This is a genomic window from Janthinobacterium sp. NFX145, from assembly GCF_049810325.1.
In the GTDB taxonomy this organism is placed as follows: Bacteria; Pseudomonadota; Gammaproteobacteria; order Burkholderiales; family Burkholderiaceae_D; genus Janthinobacterium; species Janthinobacterium rivuli.
Genome location: NZ_CP187360.1, coordinates 3455159 through 3469574, shown reverse-complemented (window position 1 = coordinate 3469574; position 14416 = coordinate 3455159). Strand labels below are relative to the sequence as shown.

Annotated in this window: 12 protein-coding genes and 1 pseudogene; 3 read left to right on the top strand and 10 right to left on the bottom strand. The window is 66.8% G+C overall.

Translation table 11 applies throughout. The features are described from left to right. Window positions 1-6 precede the first annotated feature (6 nt). The 3 genes and pseudogenes from ACPJXG_RS15475 to ACPJXG_RS15465 form a co-directional block, all read right to left on the bottom strand. Window positions 7-339: pseudogene (locus ACPJXG_RS15475) on the bottom strand (alpha/beta fold hydrolase); the annotation flags it as partial. Between the two features lie 103 nt (window positions 340-442). Further along, a complete protein-coding gene (locus tag ACPJXG_RS15470) occupies window positions 443-1288 on the bottom strand; it encodes a universal stress protein (protein WP_425251591.1) in 846 nt (281 codons plus the stop codon). Window positions 1289-1334: 46 nt separating this feature from the next. Then, window positions 1335-3137: a PHA/PHB synthase family protein gene (locus tag ACPJXG_RS15465; protein ID WP_425251590.1), complete on the bottom strand. Its 1803-nt coding sequence runs from the start codon at window positions 3135-3137 to the stop codon at window positions 1335-1337. 343 nt (window positions 3138-3480) lie between these two features. Here ACPJXG_RS15465 and ACPJXG_RS15460 point away from each other — a divergent pair, with 343 nt between their 5' ends. Then, complete coding sequence (locus tag ACPJXG_RS15460; RefSeq protein WP_425251589.1) at window positions 3481-3648, top strand: hypothetical protein; 168 nt, start codon at window positions 3481-3483, stop codon at window positions 3646-3648. Here the strand turns inward: ACPJXG_RS15460 and gcvA are convergent. Continuing rightward, window positions 3645-4547: a transcriptional regulator GcvA gene (gene gcvA, locus ACPJXG_RS15455; protein ID WP_425251588.1), complete on the bottom strand. Its 903-nt coding sequence runs from the start codon at window positions 4545-4547 to the stop codon at window positions 3645-3647. The genes ACPJXG_RS15460 and gcvA overlap by 4 nt on opposite strands. A 125-nt stretch (window positions 4548-4672) precedes the next feature. Here gcvA and ACPJXG_RS15450 point away from each other — a divergent pair, with 125 nt between their 5' ends. Both ACPJXG_RS15450 and ACPJXG_RS15445 read left to right on the top strand, forming a co-directional pair. Further along, window positions 4673-5323 (top strand): glutathione S-transferase family protein, encoded by a 651-nt coding sequence (locus ACPJXG_RS15450; RefSeq protein WP_425251587.1) that lies wholly within the window; start codon window positions 4673-4675, stop codon window positions 5321-5323. 18 nt (window positions 5324-5341) lie between these two features. Then, window positions 5342-6364: an LLM class oxidoreductase gene (locus tag ACPJXG_RS15445; protein ID WP_425251586.1), complete on the top strand. Its 1023-nt coding sequence runs from the start codon at window positions 5342-5344 to the stop codon at window positions 6362-6364. 5 nt (window positions 6365-6369) lie between these two features. Here ACPJXG_RS15445 and ACPJXG_RS15440 read toward each other — a convergent pair whose 3' ends face one another. The 6 genes from ACPJXG_RS15440 to ACPJXG_RS15415 all read right to left on the bottom strand — a co-directional run bounded on the left by ACPJXG_RS15440 (window position 6370) and on the right by ACPJXG_RS15415 (window position 14411). Further along, window positions 6370-7656, bottom strand: coding sequence for a DUF445 domain-containing protein (locus ACPJXG_RS15440; protein ID WP_425251585.1), 1287 nt, complete (start codon window positions 7654-7656; stop codon window positions 6370-6372). Between the two features lie 77 nt (window positions 7657-7733). Beyond that, window positions 7734-9131, bottom strand: coding sequence for an amino acid permease (locus ACPJXG_RS15435; RefSeq protein WP_081922399.1), 1398 nt, complete (start codon window positions 9129-9131; stop codon window positions 7734-7736). A gap of 211 nt (window positions 9132-9342) precedes the next feature. Beyond that, window positions 9343-11130: an MFS transporter gene (locus ACPJXG_RS15430; RefSeq protein WP_425251584.1), complete on the bottom strand. Its 1788-nt coding sequence runs from the start codon at window positions 11128-11130 to the stop codon at window positions 9343-9345. A 36-nt stretch (window positions 11131-11166) separates the two neighbouring features. Continuing rightward, on the bottom strand, window positions 11167-12261 hold the full coding sequence (locus ACPJXG_RS15425) for an N-acetylglucosamine-6-phosphate deacetylase (protein WP_425251583.1): 1095 nt from the start codon (window positions 12259-12261) through the stop codon (window positions 11167-11169). Between the two features lie 3 nt (window positions 12262-12264). Further along, complete coding sequence (locus tag ACPJXG_RS15420) at window positions 12265-13032, bottom strand: DeoR family transcriptional regulator (RefSeq protein WP_034781637.1); 768 nt, start codon at window positions 13030-13032, stop codon at window positions 12265-12267. A 35-nt stretch (window positions 13033-13067) separates the two neighbouring features. After that, on the bottom strand, window positions 13068-14411 hold the full coding sequence (locus ACPJXG_RS15415; RefSeq protein WP_219309752.1) for a D-tagatose-bisphosphate aldolase, class II, non-catalytic subunit: 1344 nt from the start codon (window positions 14409-14411) through the stop codon (window positions 13068-13070). Window positions 14412-14416 lie beyond the last annotated feature (5 nt).

The following is a 14416-nucleotide window of genomic DNA, read 5'->3' as shown; positions in this document are numbered from 1 at the left end:
GCAAGCTTAGCCGCCTGCCACCGCGCTTGCCGCCTCCAGTATCAGCGCCGCCACTTCGATGGGGCGCGAGGCCAGCGACGCGTGGCTGGCGTTCGGGCTGATGACTTTCCTGGCGCCCAGGCGCGCCGCCATGCGTTCCTGGTTGACGGGGGAAATCATGCGGTCGGCAGTGGACACCTGGTACCAGCTGGGTTTGTGCTTCCAGGCCGGGTCGCTGACGGTGTCGCCAAAGGTGCTGGCCAGCGGCGCTTTCTGCACCACGCCCAGCACGGCGCCTTCCTCCGCGTCGAGGTCCTGGCAAAAGCTGTCATGGTAGTGCTCGGGTTTGACCCACGCATGGCTGCTGCCGGCGAGCAGGGTCAGCTCGTTGCCGGCGCCGGTGCGAAGCGGTTTGCCCGATTGGCCATAGCCGTGGTGCGTGATGGCCAGCACGCGGTGGCGGCTAGTGCGACACCAGCACCGGCAAGGTCATGTCCTGCAGCACCGTGCGCGTGACGCCGCCCAGCAGCGCTTCGCGCAGGCGCATGTGGCCGTAGCAGCCCATCACGACCAGGTCGCAGTGCCGCTGGGCGGCCATGGCCAGCAGGGCCGCGCCCACGTCCTGGCCCGGCGGCGTGTCGTGCTGCAGCACCTCGACGTTGACGCCGTGGCGCGCCAGGTACAGGGCCAGGTCAGCGCCCGGCTGCTCGCCGTGCGCGGCCGGCTGGGCGTGCGAATTGACGACGGCCAGCGTTACCTGCCGCGCCCCTTGCAGCAGCGGCAGCGCATCGGTAATGGCGCGCAGCGCTTCGGCGCTGCCGTTCCAGGCCAGCAGCGGATGCTGCGCGATGCCCGCCGGCGCGGCGGCCGGCGCGTGCGGCACCATCAGCACGGGCCGGCCGCAATGGAGCATCAGGTATTCGGCCGTGCCGGCGATGACGCGCGACGGCGTATCCTGCGCATCCGTCTGGCCCAGGATCAGCAAGTCGCAATAGCGCGCCTGCAGCAGCAGCGCGCCTTGCGCGTCGTCGTCGACGAAGCGCGTCTCGTAACTGCCCAGGCCTTCCTCGCGGGCGATGCGCTCGAAGTCGTGCAAGGCCTCGCTGGCCTGGGTGCGCAGCGCCTGCATCTGCGCCGGCGCGAACTGCAGCGCGTTGACGCCGCCGCCATACGCGTAGCGCGAGATGCCGCTCATGGCCGAGCCGATCAGGTGGGCGCCGTCGGCAACGGCCAGGCGCACGGCCAGGCGGATGCGCTGGGCGCAGTGGCGCGAATTGTCGACGTGGACCAGCAGGGTGGTGTAGGGCATGGCGTTTTCCTCGGTTGTCGCTAGATTGTCGCTCGGTTGTCGGTGATCAGGTTTGCAGCACGTAGCTGCCCGGCGCATCGCCCAGGTCGGGCCCCATGGTCGGCGGCGCCACTTGCGCGCCCGCGCGTTCTTCCAGCCAGGCTTGCCAGGCGGGCCACCACGAACCGTCATGCTGCGGCACGTCGCGCTGCCAGCTGTCCGCGTCGATGTAGGGCGCGTCGTGACGGTGCGTGGCCAGCTGGTAGCTGCGGCGCGGCTGGCCCGGCGGCGAGACGACGCCCGCATTGTGGCCGTCCGAGGTCAGCAAAAAGGTGACGTCGGTGTCGGTCAGCAGCTGCAGTTTATACACGGAGCGCCATGGCGCCACGTGATCCGTCAGGGTGCCGACGGCAAAGATGGGCGCATCGATGTCGGGCAGGGCGATGTGGCGGCCGGCCGTGCGGTAGCGGCCTTCGGCCAGGTCGTTGTGCAGGAACAGGCGGCGCAGGTATTCCGAATGCATGCGGCAGGGCATGCGCGTGGCGTCGCCGTTCCAGGCCATCAGGTCGCTGTCCTGCTCGTCTTGTCCCAGCAGGTAGTGGCGCAGCTGGCGCGACCAGATCAGATCGTTCGAGCGCAGCAGCTGGAAGGCGCCCGCCATCTGCTTCGTGTCGAGGTAACCCTGCTTCCACATGGCCGCTTCCAGGAAGCTGACCTGGCTCTCGTCGATGAACAGCGACAGTTCGCCCGGCTCCTTGAAGTCCACCTGCGACGCCAGCATGGTGAGGCTGGCCAGGCGCGCATCGCCATCGCGCGCCATGGTCGCGGCGGCGATCGCCAGCAGGGTGCCGCCCAGGCAGTAGCCGACAGCGTGCACCTGCGGCGCGCCCGCGATGCTGGCAACGGCGTCAAGCGCGTCCATCACGCCCAGCTGGCGGTAGTCTTCCAGCGACAGCTCGCGGTCTTCTTCCGTCGGGTTTTTCCAGGAAATCATGAACACCGTGTGGCCCTGGTCCACCAGGTAGCGCACCAGCGAATTGTGCGGCGACAGGTCGAGAATATAGAACTTCATGATCCAGGCCGGCACGAACAGCAGCGGCGTGGCATGCACCGTCGCTGTTGTGGGGGTGTACTGTATCAATTCGATCAGGTCATTGCGGTAGACCACCTTGCCCGGCGTGACGGCCACGTTCTGGCCCGCCTGGTAGTGACGCGTGTCGGGCGCATACGGCCCCATGGCGGCGCGCTGCCAGTCGGCGGCCGCATGCGCTGCGCCGCGCGCCAGGCTGGCGCAGCCGCTTTCCAGGGCCGATTGCTGCACCACGGGATTGGTCGGCACGAAGTTCGACGGCGCCAGCATGTCGAGCCACTGGCGCACGGTGAACGTGACGACATCCTCGTGGTGCGGCGAGACGCCGCGCACGCCCGTGGTGGCGCGGTGCCACCATTGCTGCTGCAGCAAAAAGCCCTGGTAGACGAGGTTGTACGGCCAGCGCCGCCAGGCCGGGTCGTCGAAGCGCCGGTCCTGCGGCAGCGGCGCGATGCACGGTTTGGCGTCGCCGCCGGTGAGGGCCGATTGGAGCGCATATTGCTGCCAGCGGCCGATCTTCTTCCACGCTTCCTCCAGCAGGGTTTGCTGCTTCGATGGCGCCAATGCCAGGTGGCCGAGCCAGTCGGCATAGGCGTTGCCCAGCGCGGCCGGCGAAATGCCGCCCGTGAACTTGCCCAGCCAGGCGTTCAGCAGCAGATCCAGGGTGGCGCCTTCCGGTGCGCTTTCCGGATAACCGGGCGCCGGCACGCCTTGCCAGGCGCTGCCCAGGCGCTCATGTTCCACGTTGTGCTGCGCGTCGCTCGGCTGCGTCTTGCTCATCCGGTGCTCCCGTCATTTTTTTACAGGATAGCAAGAGCTTGTTCAAAAAATTATGATCTACATCAAGTTTGGCCGGATGCGTGCCCATGTGGCTTGCCGCCTGATGGCAAGTGCGACTAAAAATGATTTAATCGAATATCGTAATTTCATTGTTTTTCGTGAGTAAAGAAAGAAAAGCGATTTATTCGTGAATTTATTTATTGTATTTGGCAAATTTATGTAGCAAAATGCAGTGAGGCAAGACCGGTCACTATGGATGGAGGAGATGGACATGCATACGAAAATGTCGGCAAGCGGCAACGAAGAGGCGGCCAGAGGCTATTTACGCGGGGCAGCCGGGGGCGTGCGTCGTTCTTCCGCGCGGCGCCTGAAGGCAATCGGCTACCTGGCCCTGTTGCTGGCCGTGGTGCCGGCTGCGGCCTGCATCGCCACGGGGCGCGCCGGTGTGCCGGTGCTGTTTACCACCATGTGCGGCGTGGTGTCGTGCGCGTCCGGCGCGCATGCGTTCTAGCGCGCTGCCTGCGCTTCCTCGCAGATCCATGCCATGAAGGCCTGCACGGCGGGGCGCGTGGCCGCGTCGGGCCGCGTCACCAGATAGTAGGCAAAGCGCGCGGGCCAGGGCAAGTCCAGCACTTGCACCAGGCGCCCGGCGGCGATCTCCTCCTGCGCGTACAGCTGCGGCACCAAGGCCAGGCCCTGGCCCGCCTCGGCCGCGCGTATCAACAGAAAATCATCTTCGAAGGCCGAGCCGCGCAGCGCCCGCGCCGCATCCGCAGCGTCGTCCTGCGCGCCGTGCGCGGCCAGCCACAAGGGCCAGTCGGCGCGGTCCGTATCGTGCAGCAGCGGGTAGCGCAGGCAATCGCCCGGCGTGGCGATGGGTGGCTGGCCCGCCATCAGGGCGGGGCTGGCGACAGGTACCAGCACGGGCGCCATCAGGCGCGTCACCTGCAAGCCCGGATAGTCGCCCAGGCCGTGGCGCAAGGCCACGTCGACCCGGTCGCGGTGCAGGTCGACGAGGGCCGATGTCGCTTCCACGCGCACCTCGATCTGCGGATGGCGCTGGTTGAAGCGACCCAGGCGCGGCACCAGCCACGCGGCGGCAAAGGTGGCGACCGTGCTGACGGTCAGCGTCTGGCGGGCGCCCATGTCTTCCAGCGCCTGGCTGGCGCCGGCGATCTGCGCGAAGGCGCCCAGCAGGGCGGGGTGGACCATGGCGCCCGCCTCGGTCAGACGCAAGCCCTGGCGTTCGCGCGTAAACAGGGGCATGCCGACCCGTTCTTCGAGCAGGCGGATTTGCTGGCTGACGGCGCCCGACGTCACGTGCAGCGCCTCGGCGGCGGCCTTGATGCTGCCGCGCTGGCCCACCTCGACAAAGGCGCGCAGCGCCTGGAGCGGTAAAGGATGCTTCATCGATATAGTTTTTCTATAGCCAGACAGTAAAAATCATCGTTTCCATTCTTTGAGAATAAAAACGAGGATGGCGGTGTTTACAAGGCTGATTGTACTTCAGTAAAACTATATCGACAGGATACTCCATGCACAGCATCACATCCCCGGCCGGTTCGCTTGAACTCTACACCGACAGCTCGCCCAACGGTTTCAAAGCCACCATCGCGCTGGCCGAACTGGGCTTGCTCTACCAATTGCGCCACGTGCGCATCGATCAGGGCGAACACCGCTTGCCCGCTTTCCTGGCCCTCAATCCGCATGGACGCATTCCCGTGCTGGTCGACCACGACGCGGGCGTCACCGTGTTCGAGTCGGCCGCCATCCTGCTGTACCTGGCCGGGAAAACGGGGCGCTTGCTGCCGAAGGCGCCCGCGCAGCGCTGGGCCGCCATCACCTGGCTGCAATTTCACGCGGCCAGCATGGGGCCGATGCTGGGCCAGCGCGTGCATTTCGAGATTGCGGAAGCGGGCGCGAATGCGGCCGCCACGGCGCACTTTCGCCGCTTGTGCGACGCCGCGCTGGCCACCATGGATGGCCGCCTGGCGGATCACGCCTACCTGGGCGGCGACGACTATTCCATCGCCGACATCGCCAGCTTTGGCTGGCTGCATATCGCCGACCTGGTCGGCTTCGATTTTTCCGCCTGGCCGCACGTGCGCGCCTGGTACGCCCGCGTGGCGGCCCGCCCGGCCGTGCAGCTGGGTATCACCATTCCCGCGCCCGCCACGGGCGCCTGATTTTTGTCAAGGAACAATATGACGATCGATACCAGTGGCGCGTCCTCGCACGCGTTTTCCCACCATGCCGGCTACCGCCGCATGTTCGCGCCCGGCGCGCTCACTCTCGGCATTTATCTGCCGCTGCGCTTTTACCAGGGCGACATGCGGGCGCTGGCCGGCCAGGCCGAGCTGGTCGCCGCCATGGACAGGCAAGGCTTTGCCGCCGCCTGGGTGCGCGACATTCCCCTGTTCGACCCGCGCTTCGGCGATGCGGGCCAGTTGTTCGACCCGTGGACCTACCTGGCGTATCTGGCGGCGCGCACGGACTCGCTGGCCCTGGCCACGGGCAGCGCCATCTTTACCCTGCGCCACCCCATCGACCTGGCCAAGGCGGCCGCTAGCATCGACCAGCTGTCGGGAGGGCGCCTGGTGCTGGGCACGGCGTCGGGCGACCGCGCCAGCGAATTTCCCGCGTATGGCGTGCCGTACGCCACGCGCGGCGAGCGCTATGCGCAGGCCGTGCAGCTGTTCCGCCAGTTGCTGCGCGCCGGCCCCGCCAGCGTCAAAGGCCCGCTGGGCAGCATCGAGGGCCTGGAACTGCTGCCCAAGCCCGTGGCGGGCGCCATTCCCCTGGTCGTCACCAGTTCCTCGGGCCAGCCGCTTGAGTGGATAGGGCGCCATGCAGACGGCTGGCTGACGTATCCGGAAGCGACGGATACGCCGGAAGGGCCGCGCCGGCTGGCGGACAAGATCCGCGCCTGGCGCCGGTGCATCCCGGATGGCGGCTTCCGCCCCCACATGTGCAATGAGTGGCTGGATCTGGTGGACGACCCCGACTACCCGCGCACGCCGGTGCGCAGCGGCTATGTGCTGCGCACGGGGCGCAAGGGATTGATCGATCTGCTCGGTGAATGGCGCGCGGCGGGCGTCAACCATGCGGCGCTGGGCATCCAGCATGGCCAGCGCCCGGCCGCGGAGGTGCTGCAGGAACTGGCGCAGGAAGTGCTGCCGCATTTTCCTTCGCATGCGGCGCCGTCAGGGGAACTTCTTCGCTGGTAGTGGCGCTAAAACGCCTGGCTGACTGAATAAATCAGCAAGCCGGCCAGGCCGCCCACGATGGTGCCGTTGATGCGGATGAATTGCAGGTCGCGCCCGATGGCCAGTTCGATGCGCTCGCTCATTTCGTCCTTGCTCCACAGGTCCAGGCGGGCGGCGATGAAGGCGCCCACTTCGCCCCGGTAGCGGCGCACCAGCGAACCGCTGCCGGCGACGATGGCGGTGTTCAGCCATTCCCGCGCAGCTTTGTCCTCCTCCAGCACCTTGCCCGTGTTGCGCGCCACGTTGGCGATGGCTTGCGCCAGCACGGGCTGGTCGGCGTGCAGGTCGGCCAGCAGACGCGTGCTGATGTTGGTCCAGACGTCGCCCAGCATGGCTTGCACCGTGTCGCTGGCGATCAGTTGCAGCTGGTAGCGGCGCACGGTTTCCTGCCACTGCGGGTCGGCCTTCAGGTGCAGGGCGCTGTCGGCGATCCAGCCGGCGATGCGCTGGCGCAGCGGGTGCTGCGGATCGACGCGCACGGCGAGGGCGAATTTTTGCAGCGAGGCGATCATGCGCGGTTCATACGCTTTCACGGCCTTTTTCACGAGTGCGTTCTCGATCTGGAAAGCGCCCAGCACGAAGTCGCCGATGGCCGCGTGATGCGTCTCGTCGTCGAGGTAGGCGGCGCTGCGGTCGAGCAGGAAGTCCAGCAGCTCCTGCGGCTTGCCGTCGGCGATCAGCGCATCGATGCAGTCGGCCGCCACGTCCGATACATTCAATTGTCCCAGGTAGTTGCTGGCCTGCTCGCGCAGCAATCGTCCCAGCTGCTCGTGGTCGGCCATCGCCAGCAGCTGTCTGGCGACGCTGGCGCTGGCCATGCCCAGCTGCCGCGCGTGGCTCTCGTCACCGAGCCAGGCGCCCAGGCGCGCGGCGGGATCGGCCTGCGCGATGCGCTCGGCGATGCCTTGTTCGGTAATGAAATGGTTTTCCACGAAGGCGCCCAGGCTGCGGCCGATGTCGGCCTTGCTGTTCGGGATGATGGCCGTATGCCACAGGGGAATGCCCAGCGGGTGGCGGAACAGGGCGACGACGGCGAACCAGTCGGCGATCGCCCCCACCATGGCCGCTTCGGCGAATGCTTCCACATAGCCCCAGGCGGGGGGGCCGTCCCGCTGCGAGCGGGCCACGGCGAAGACCAGCGCGGCCAGCAGCAGCAAGCCGACGGCCAGCCACTGCATGTTGCGCAGGCGCGCGCGCTTGAGCTGGTCCGTGCTCTGGTCCAGTTGTGCGATGAGGTCGGGGGAACGTTGCATGGATGGCGGCCTGCGGTGGTTGCGAGACCGCCATCTTAACTGCGGCAGCGACAGGATGTGTCGCTGCCGGGGACTTTTTACTGTTGCGGGTGCAGCAGCGAACGGCGGCGCGCGTAGCCGAAGTAGATGACCAGGCCGATCACCAGCCAGATGGAAAAGGCCAACCAGGTGACCCAGCTGAGGAAGGTCATCAGACCCACGCACAGGATCACGGCCAGCGCCGGCACGTAGGGCACGCCGGGGCAGCGGAAGGCGCGCGGCAGGTCAGGGCGCTTCTTGCGCAGCACCACCACGGCAATCGAGACCATGGTGAAGGCGGCCAAAGTACCAATGTTGATCAGTTCGGCGAGGATGTTGAGCGGGATCACGGCGGCGATCAGGCCGAAGACGATGCCGACCAGCCAGGTGGCGAAGAACGGCGTGTGGAAGCGCGGGTGCACGGTCGACAGGCGCTTGGGCAGCAAGCCGTCGCGCGACATGGCGAAGATGATGCGCGTCTGGCCGAAAGCCATCACGAGAATCACGGTGGTCATGCCGAGGATGGCGCCCAGGTCGACGAAGCCGGCGATCCAGTTTTCGCCCGCATACTGCAGGGCCAGCGAGACGGGATGGTCGACGCCGAGGAATTTTTGGTACGGCACGATGCCCGTCATGATGGCCGACACCACCACGTACAGCACGGCGCACACGGCCAGGGAGCCGATGATGCCGATCGGCAAATCGCGCGACGGCTTCTTGACTTCCTCTGCGGCCGAGGTGACGGCGTCAAAGCCGATGAAGGCGAAGAAGACGAGGGCGGCGGCGCTCAGCATGCCGTGGTAGCCGAACGGCATGTAGGGCTGCCAGTTGGCAGGCTGCACGTGGCGCGCGCCGAAGATGATGAACAGCAGCACCACGCCCACCTTGATGGCCACCATGATGTTGTTCAGGCGCGCCGATTCGCGCACGCCCCAGCCCAGCATGGCCGTCAGGGCCAGCATGATGACCAGGGCCGGCAGGTTGATGAAGGTGGTCACGCCGGGCAGCGCACCCGGTGCGGCAGTCAGGGCCACGGGCAGGGCGATGCCAAAGCCGGACAGCAGCGACTGGAAGTAGCCGGACCAGCCGACGGAGACGGCGGCGGCGGCCAGGCCGTACTCGAGCAGCAAGTCCCAGCCTATCATCCAGGCGGCCAGCTCGCCCAGGGTGGCATAGCTGTAGGTGTAGATGGAGCCGGCCACCGGCACGGTGGAGGCGAATTCCGCGTAGCACAGGGCGGCGAAGCAGCAGGCGACGGCCGCCACGACAAATGACAGCGACAGCGCGGGGCCGGCCGTCAGCGCGCCCGTGCCGGTGAGCACGAAAATGCCCGTGCCGACGATGGCGCCGATGCCCATGAGGACAAGGTCGAAGGGCCCCAGCACCTTGGCCAGGCCTCCTGGCTTCTTGCTGTGGGCAATCATGTCATCCAAATTCTTGGTTCTAAATAAGCTCACTGTGTCTCCTGGTGGTTTTTGTCATGGCGCCATTGCCGCCTCGTGAGTAGCACGACGCAGCCAGATTCTAGCCCACGCGCCCGTGATTCCTGAAGGAAAACCGTACGGTGCCGTGCGCGCCAGCCCTGCAAACTTGTCCAGCAGGCAAAAAAACAGCCCCGGATGGTGGGCCGGGGCTGGAAAGGAGACTGCTACAGTTGCTTACTCTGGCTTATTTGGCAAAGTGCGCTTCAATTTCCTCCAGCGTCTTGCCCTTGGTTTCCGGCAGCAGGAAGGCCGCCGCCAGGAAATACAGCACGGTGCAGCCGGCGCCAAAGAAGAACAGGGTCGAATAGCCATGCAAACCCACCGTGGGCAGGAAGATGGCGGCGATCACTGTCGAGACGAACTGGTTGACCAGCAGGGCGATGCTCATGCCGTTCGAGCGGATGCGCGTCGGCATCAGCTCGGAAAGGGCCAGCCACACGCACACGCCCGGTCCCACGGCAAAGCTGGACACGAACACGCAGATGGCAATCGCCACCAGCCAGCCATGCGTGGACGAGGGCACGGGGCCCAGGCTGGCCTTCTCGATGCGCAGCGGCGCTTCGCGCCCGGCGGCCGGGTCGGCGAAGGGGTTCAGGTGCAGTTTGCGGAAGAACACGCCGATCACGCTGTCAGGCTGCACGGCGTCGTCGCGGGCGATGGTCACCTGGCGCAGTACGGGATCGTCGCTGCGCAGGCTTTTCACGTTCGTGAACGGGCCGTAGGCGTAGGCGATGGTCAGCTGCTGCGGTGTGCCGTCGGCGGCCGCACCCAGGGCCGTCAAGGCGGCCGCATCGAGGTTCAGGCGCAGACCATCGGCTTGCACTTGCGCCGCGATGGCGGGGCGCACGTCGGCCAGGTGCGCTTCGGCGCCGCGGAACAGCAGGCCGGCCGCCAGCAGCGAGACGACGATGCCGCCCGTGCCCAGCATCAGCAGGAACTTGCGGCCCTTGCGGTCCACCAGCAGCACGGCCACCACCGTCATCACGGCATTGAGCACTTTCAGCAAGACGTCCGCCATGTTGGCCGAGGCGCCCGACAGGCCCGCCTGGTTCAAAATGTTGACGACATAGGCGAGGATGGAATTGATGCCCGTCGCCTGCGTGCAGGCGAGGATCAGGCACGCGAGCAGGAAGGGCAGCACGTAGCGGCGGCTCAGCAGCGGATCCTTCGCCTTGCCGCTGGCCTTGGCCGTATTTTCCGGCGTGTCCTGCATTTCGCGCAGCTCGATGTCGGCGGCGGCGGGCAGGCGTGTGCGCAGCAGCGACTGGCGCGCCTGCTCGATGCGGCCCCGTTGCGCCAGCCAGCGCGGCGACTCGGCCAGCAGCAGGGCGCCGACGGTAAACACGAGGCCCGGCGTCAAACAGACCCAGAAGATGCTGCGCCAGGCCTGGTCCTTGGCCGTGAAGATGGCGGCGACGCGGCCCGCTTCCGGCAACGCCTGCGCCGCCTGCGTGGCCGTTTCCACCGTCTGCGCCTGCAGCAGGCCGATCAGGGCGGCGGCCACCAGGCCGATGGTCAGCAGCAGCTGGAACAGGGCGGCGCCCCGTCCGCGCTGTTGCGCCGGCAGGCATTCGGCCAGGTACAGGGGCACGACGACGCCGATCAAGCCGCCGCTGATGCCTTGCAGCAGGCGCCCCAGCAGCAGTGGCGTGTAGCCATCGGCCAGCGCGATCAGCGGGATGCTGGCGCTGAACAGGGCGCCGGCCAGGAACATCACCCAGCGCCGGCCGATGATATCGGCCAGGGCGCCGGCGAACAGCGAGGACAGAACCGAACCCAATAGCACGGCGGCGACGATAAAGCTCAGCTGCTGGGCCGTCAGTTTCCAGGCCACCGAGGCCGTCGATTCCAGATAGGGCAGGGCGCCGGCGATGATGCCGATGTCTATGCCGTACAGCAATCCCCCCATGCCGGCAATAAATAGCAGGTAGCGCATGGCCCACACGGGGGCCTTGTGTGACGTGTCGTGCATGGTAACTCCGGGACGGGGTTGAGGTTGGGGGATGGTCTAGCGGGTGGAAAGATCGATGGCCGCGCCTTCGACGAAGACGGACACTGGCTGTAGTGTGGAATCGAGGACGACGATATCGGCCCAGGCGCCCGGCGCCAATCGGCCCCGTTCGGACTCGCCCAGGTAGTCGGCCGGGTACAGCGACAAGCGGTTCGAGGCGTCGGCCAGGTCCAGGCCCAGGTCGACGAAATTGCGCAGGGCCTGGTCCATGGTCAGCACGCTGCCGGCCAGCGAACCCGTGGCCAGGCGCACGCAGCCCAGGCATTTGTAGACGCGCTGCGTACCCAGGCCGTATTCGCCATCGGGCATGCCGGTGGCCGAGGTGGCGTCCGTCACGCCGTACAGGCGCGGAATGGCGCGCAGGGCCGCGCGCAGGGCGCCCTTGGCCACGTGCTGCAGGTCGGGGATGATTTCCGCGTATTCGGCATGTGCCAGCGCCGCGCCCACCATGCCCGGGTCGTAGTGGGTCATGCCCGTCATGCCGTTGTACAGGTGGGTAAAACCGGAAACGCCGGCGTTCAGCGCGGCCACGCCTTCGTCATACGTGCCGGCGCTGTGGCCGATCTGCACGCGGATGCCCATCGCCGCCAGCTGCGGGATCAGTTCCAGGTGGCCGGGGATTTCCGGCGCCATGGTCAAGACCTTGATGGGCGCGATGGCGTGGAAGCGCTGCACCAGCGCCAGGCTGGCCTGCACGACGTCGGGCGGCTGCGCGCCCAGGCGGTGCAGGTTCAAAAATGGTCCCTCTAGGTGCACGCCCAGCATGCGCGCGCCGTTGGCGGGGCGCTCGGCGATGACGCCAGCCAGGCCTTGCAGGGCGCGCAGGATCGACGGCTCTTTCGCCGTCAGGGTGGTGCCCAGCAGGGCCGTGGTGCCATGGCGCGCGTGCACTTGCGCCACGGTGGCGCCCGCGTCTCCGCCTTCCATGATGTCGACGCCGGCCGCGCCATGCACGTGCAGGTCGATGAAGCCGGGCAGAATGGTCAGCGCGCTGTCGGCGGCAGGGTCTTCTTGTATCTGGACGATGCGCTGGTCAAAGGTGATGGTGCCCGTGATCCAGCCAGATGGGGTAAGGATTCTGCCGCTCAGCATGTGTTATTCCGCTATAAAAAGTTCGATGCCCAGCTTTTGCAGCCCTTCGCGGTACTCCTGGCTGATGCTGGCATCGGTGATGACGGTATCGACCCGGTCCAGCTGCACGATGCGGTGCAGGCTGACGCGGCCGAACTTGGAGGCGTCCGTGAGGACGATGATTTTCTTGGCCCGTTCCACCATCTTGTGGTTCAGGCTTGCTTCCGCTTCGTGGTGGGTGGTGACGCCAAACTGCAGGTCGAAGCCGTCCACGCCCAGAAACAGCTTGTCGAAGCTGTACGCCTGCAAGCAGGTTTCCGCCTGGCTGCCCTGGATCGACAGCGACTGCTTGCGCAGCAGGCCGCCCGTCAGGATCAGGTCCACGCCGGGCGCGTCGGCCAGTTCCCACGCGATGTTCAGGCCATTCGTCGCCACCGTCACGCCGGTGGCGTCGCGCAAATGGCGCGCCAGCGAGATGGTGGTGGTGCCCGAGTCGATGATGATGTTGTCGCCCGGTTCCACCAGCCGCGCCGCATAGGCGCCGATGCGCTCCTTCTGCTCGTGGTTGATGGCGTCCTTCTGGCGTATCGTGTGTTCAGGCGGCGGCGTGCGCGTGAGGGTCGCGCCGCCGTGGCTGCGCGTGGCCATGCCTTGCGCTTCCAGCGCATTCAAGTCGCTGCGGATGGTGACCGCGGACACGCCGAGCTTTTCCACCAGATCGGTCACCTGCACCGAGCCCTGCTGGGCAAGCATTTGGAGGATGGATTCACGGCGTTGGCTGGTATTTCGCATGGTGGCGGGCTCAGTAAAAAATGAAAATACCGAGCTTAACAGATTGCCGCTTCGGCAATGACGGGGACTGCCGCATTGCGATTGCAGGCACGCGCATATTGCGCCAGCAAGCTGCCGATCTTGTGCTCGATCAAGGCCGGTGCCTGCGCTGGCAGGCTGCCCTGCACCACGGCCAGGTACTGCTCCGGCAAATGCTGGCTCAACAGCGGCAGCGGAATGGCCACCGTGTCCAGGTTGGCCAGCAGCTTGGCGACGGCGGCCGCCACTTCCGGCTCGCCCCAGTAATAGCGGCAACGGTCGCTCAAGCCGTAGCGGCGCATCAATCGCTGCTCGTCCGGCGTGCCCAGGTAATGCTTGATCCAGTTCTTCGGCTTGGCCACCATCACGTCGTCGAGCACCTGCATCAGCTGCGAGGTGGCGTGCGCCGGCAGCAGTTCTTCCTCGATCTGGCACAGGGCGAACAGCGCTTCGCGCAGCGCGAAGGTGGCGGCAGGACCCACTTTCAGGATGGCGAAATGGTCGCGCACCATGGCGTGCAGCGCCGTTTCGCGCTGGTAGTCGGTGGAATGGGCTTCGAACACGAGGCCAGGCTGCTCGGCGACAAAGGCCGACAGTTCGGTGGCGGCATCGGCGTCGTAATGCTGGATGCTGCTCTGGTCGAAATCGACGCCCGGCTGCACCACCATGGCGATGACGCGGCGCCAGGCGCCGTGCAGCTCGTTTTCCAGAAACGCGCGGCGGTGCACGTCGAGGGTGCGGCGCGCCGCCTGCGGACTGGTGACGGCGCCGGCTTGCGCCAGCGACGCTTCGCCGCCGGGAATCGGCACTTCCGTGCCGATCACGTAGACGGGCGGCGCGAAGCCGGCGGCCGCCGCCGCTTCCTCTGCCACGATGCACAGGCGCGCCGAACGGGCGGCCACGGTTTCATCGTCGAGCTGCAACGGGTCGTCGGCGCAGCGCATGCTGCAATCGAGGTGGATTTTATGGAAGCCGGCGGCCGCATACGCGGCGATCAGGGTTTCGGCGTGGTTCATGGCGGTGGCCGCATCGAGGTGCTGCCAGGCGTTCGGGCCCAGATGGTCGCCGCCCAGCACGAGGCGGCTGGCGGGGAAACCCTGTTCGCGGGCCAGTGCCAGCATGGTGTCGCGGAAAACGGCCGGCGTCATGCCCGTGTAGCCGCCGAACTGGTCGACCTGGTTCGACGTCGCCTCGACCAGCAGCACCGTGTCGTACTCGCTGGCCACGCGCATGGCGGCGCGCAGCACGCTCGGGTGGCTGCAGCAGACGGCGTACAGTCCCACGCGCTCGCCGCGGCGGTGCGCCTTGATCACTTGCTGGATCGGGGACAGGGTAAAAGTCGGGTTTTCCGCTTGCTTCATCATGG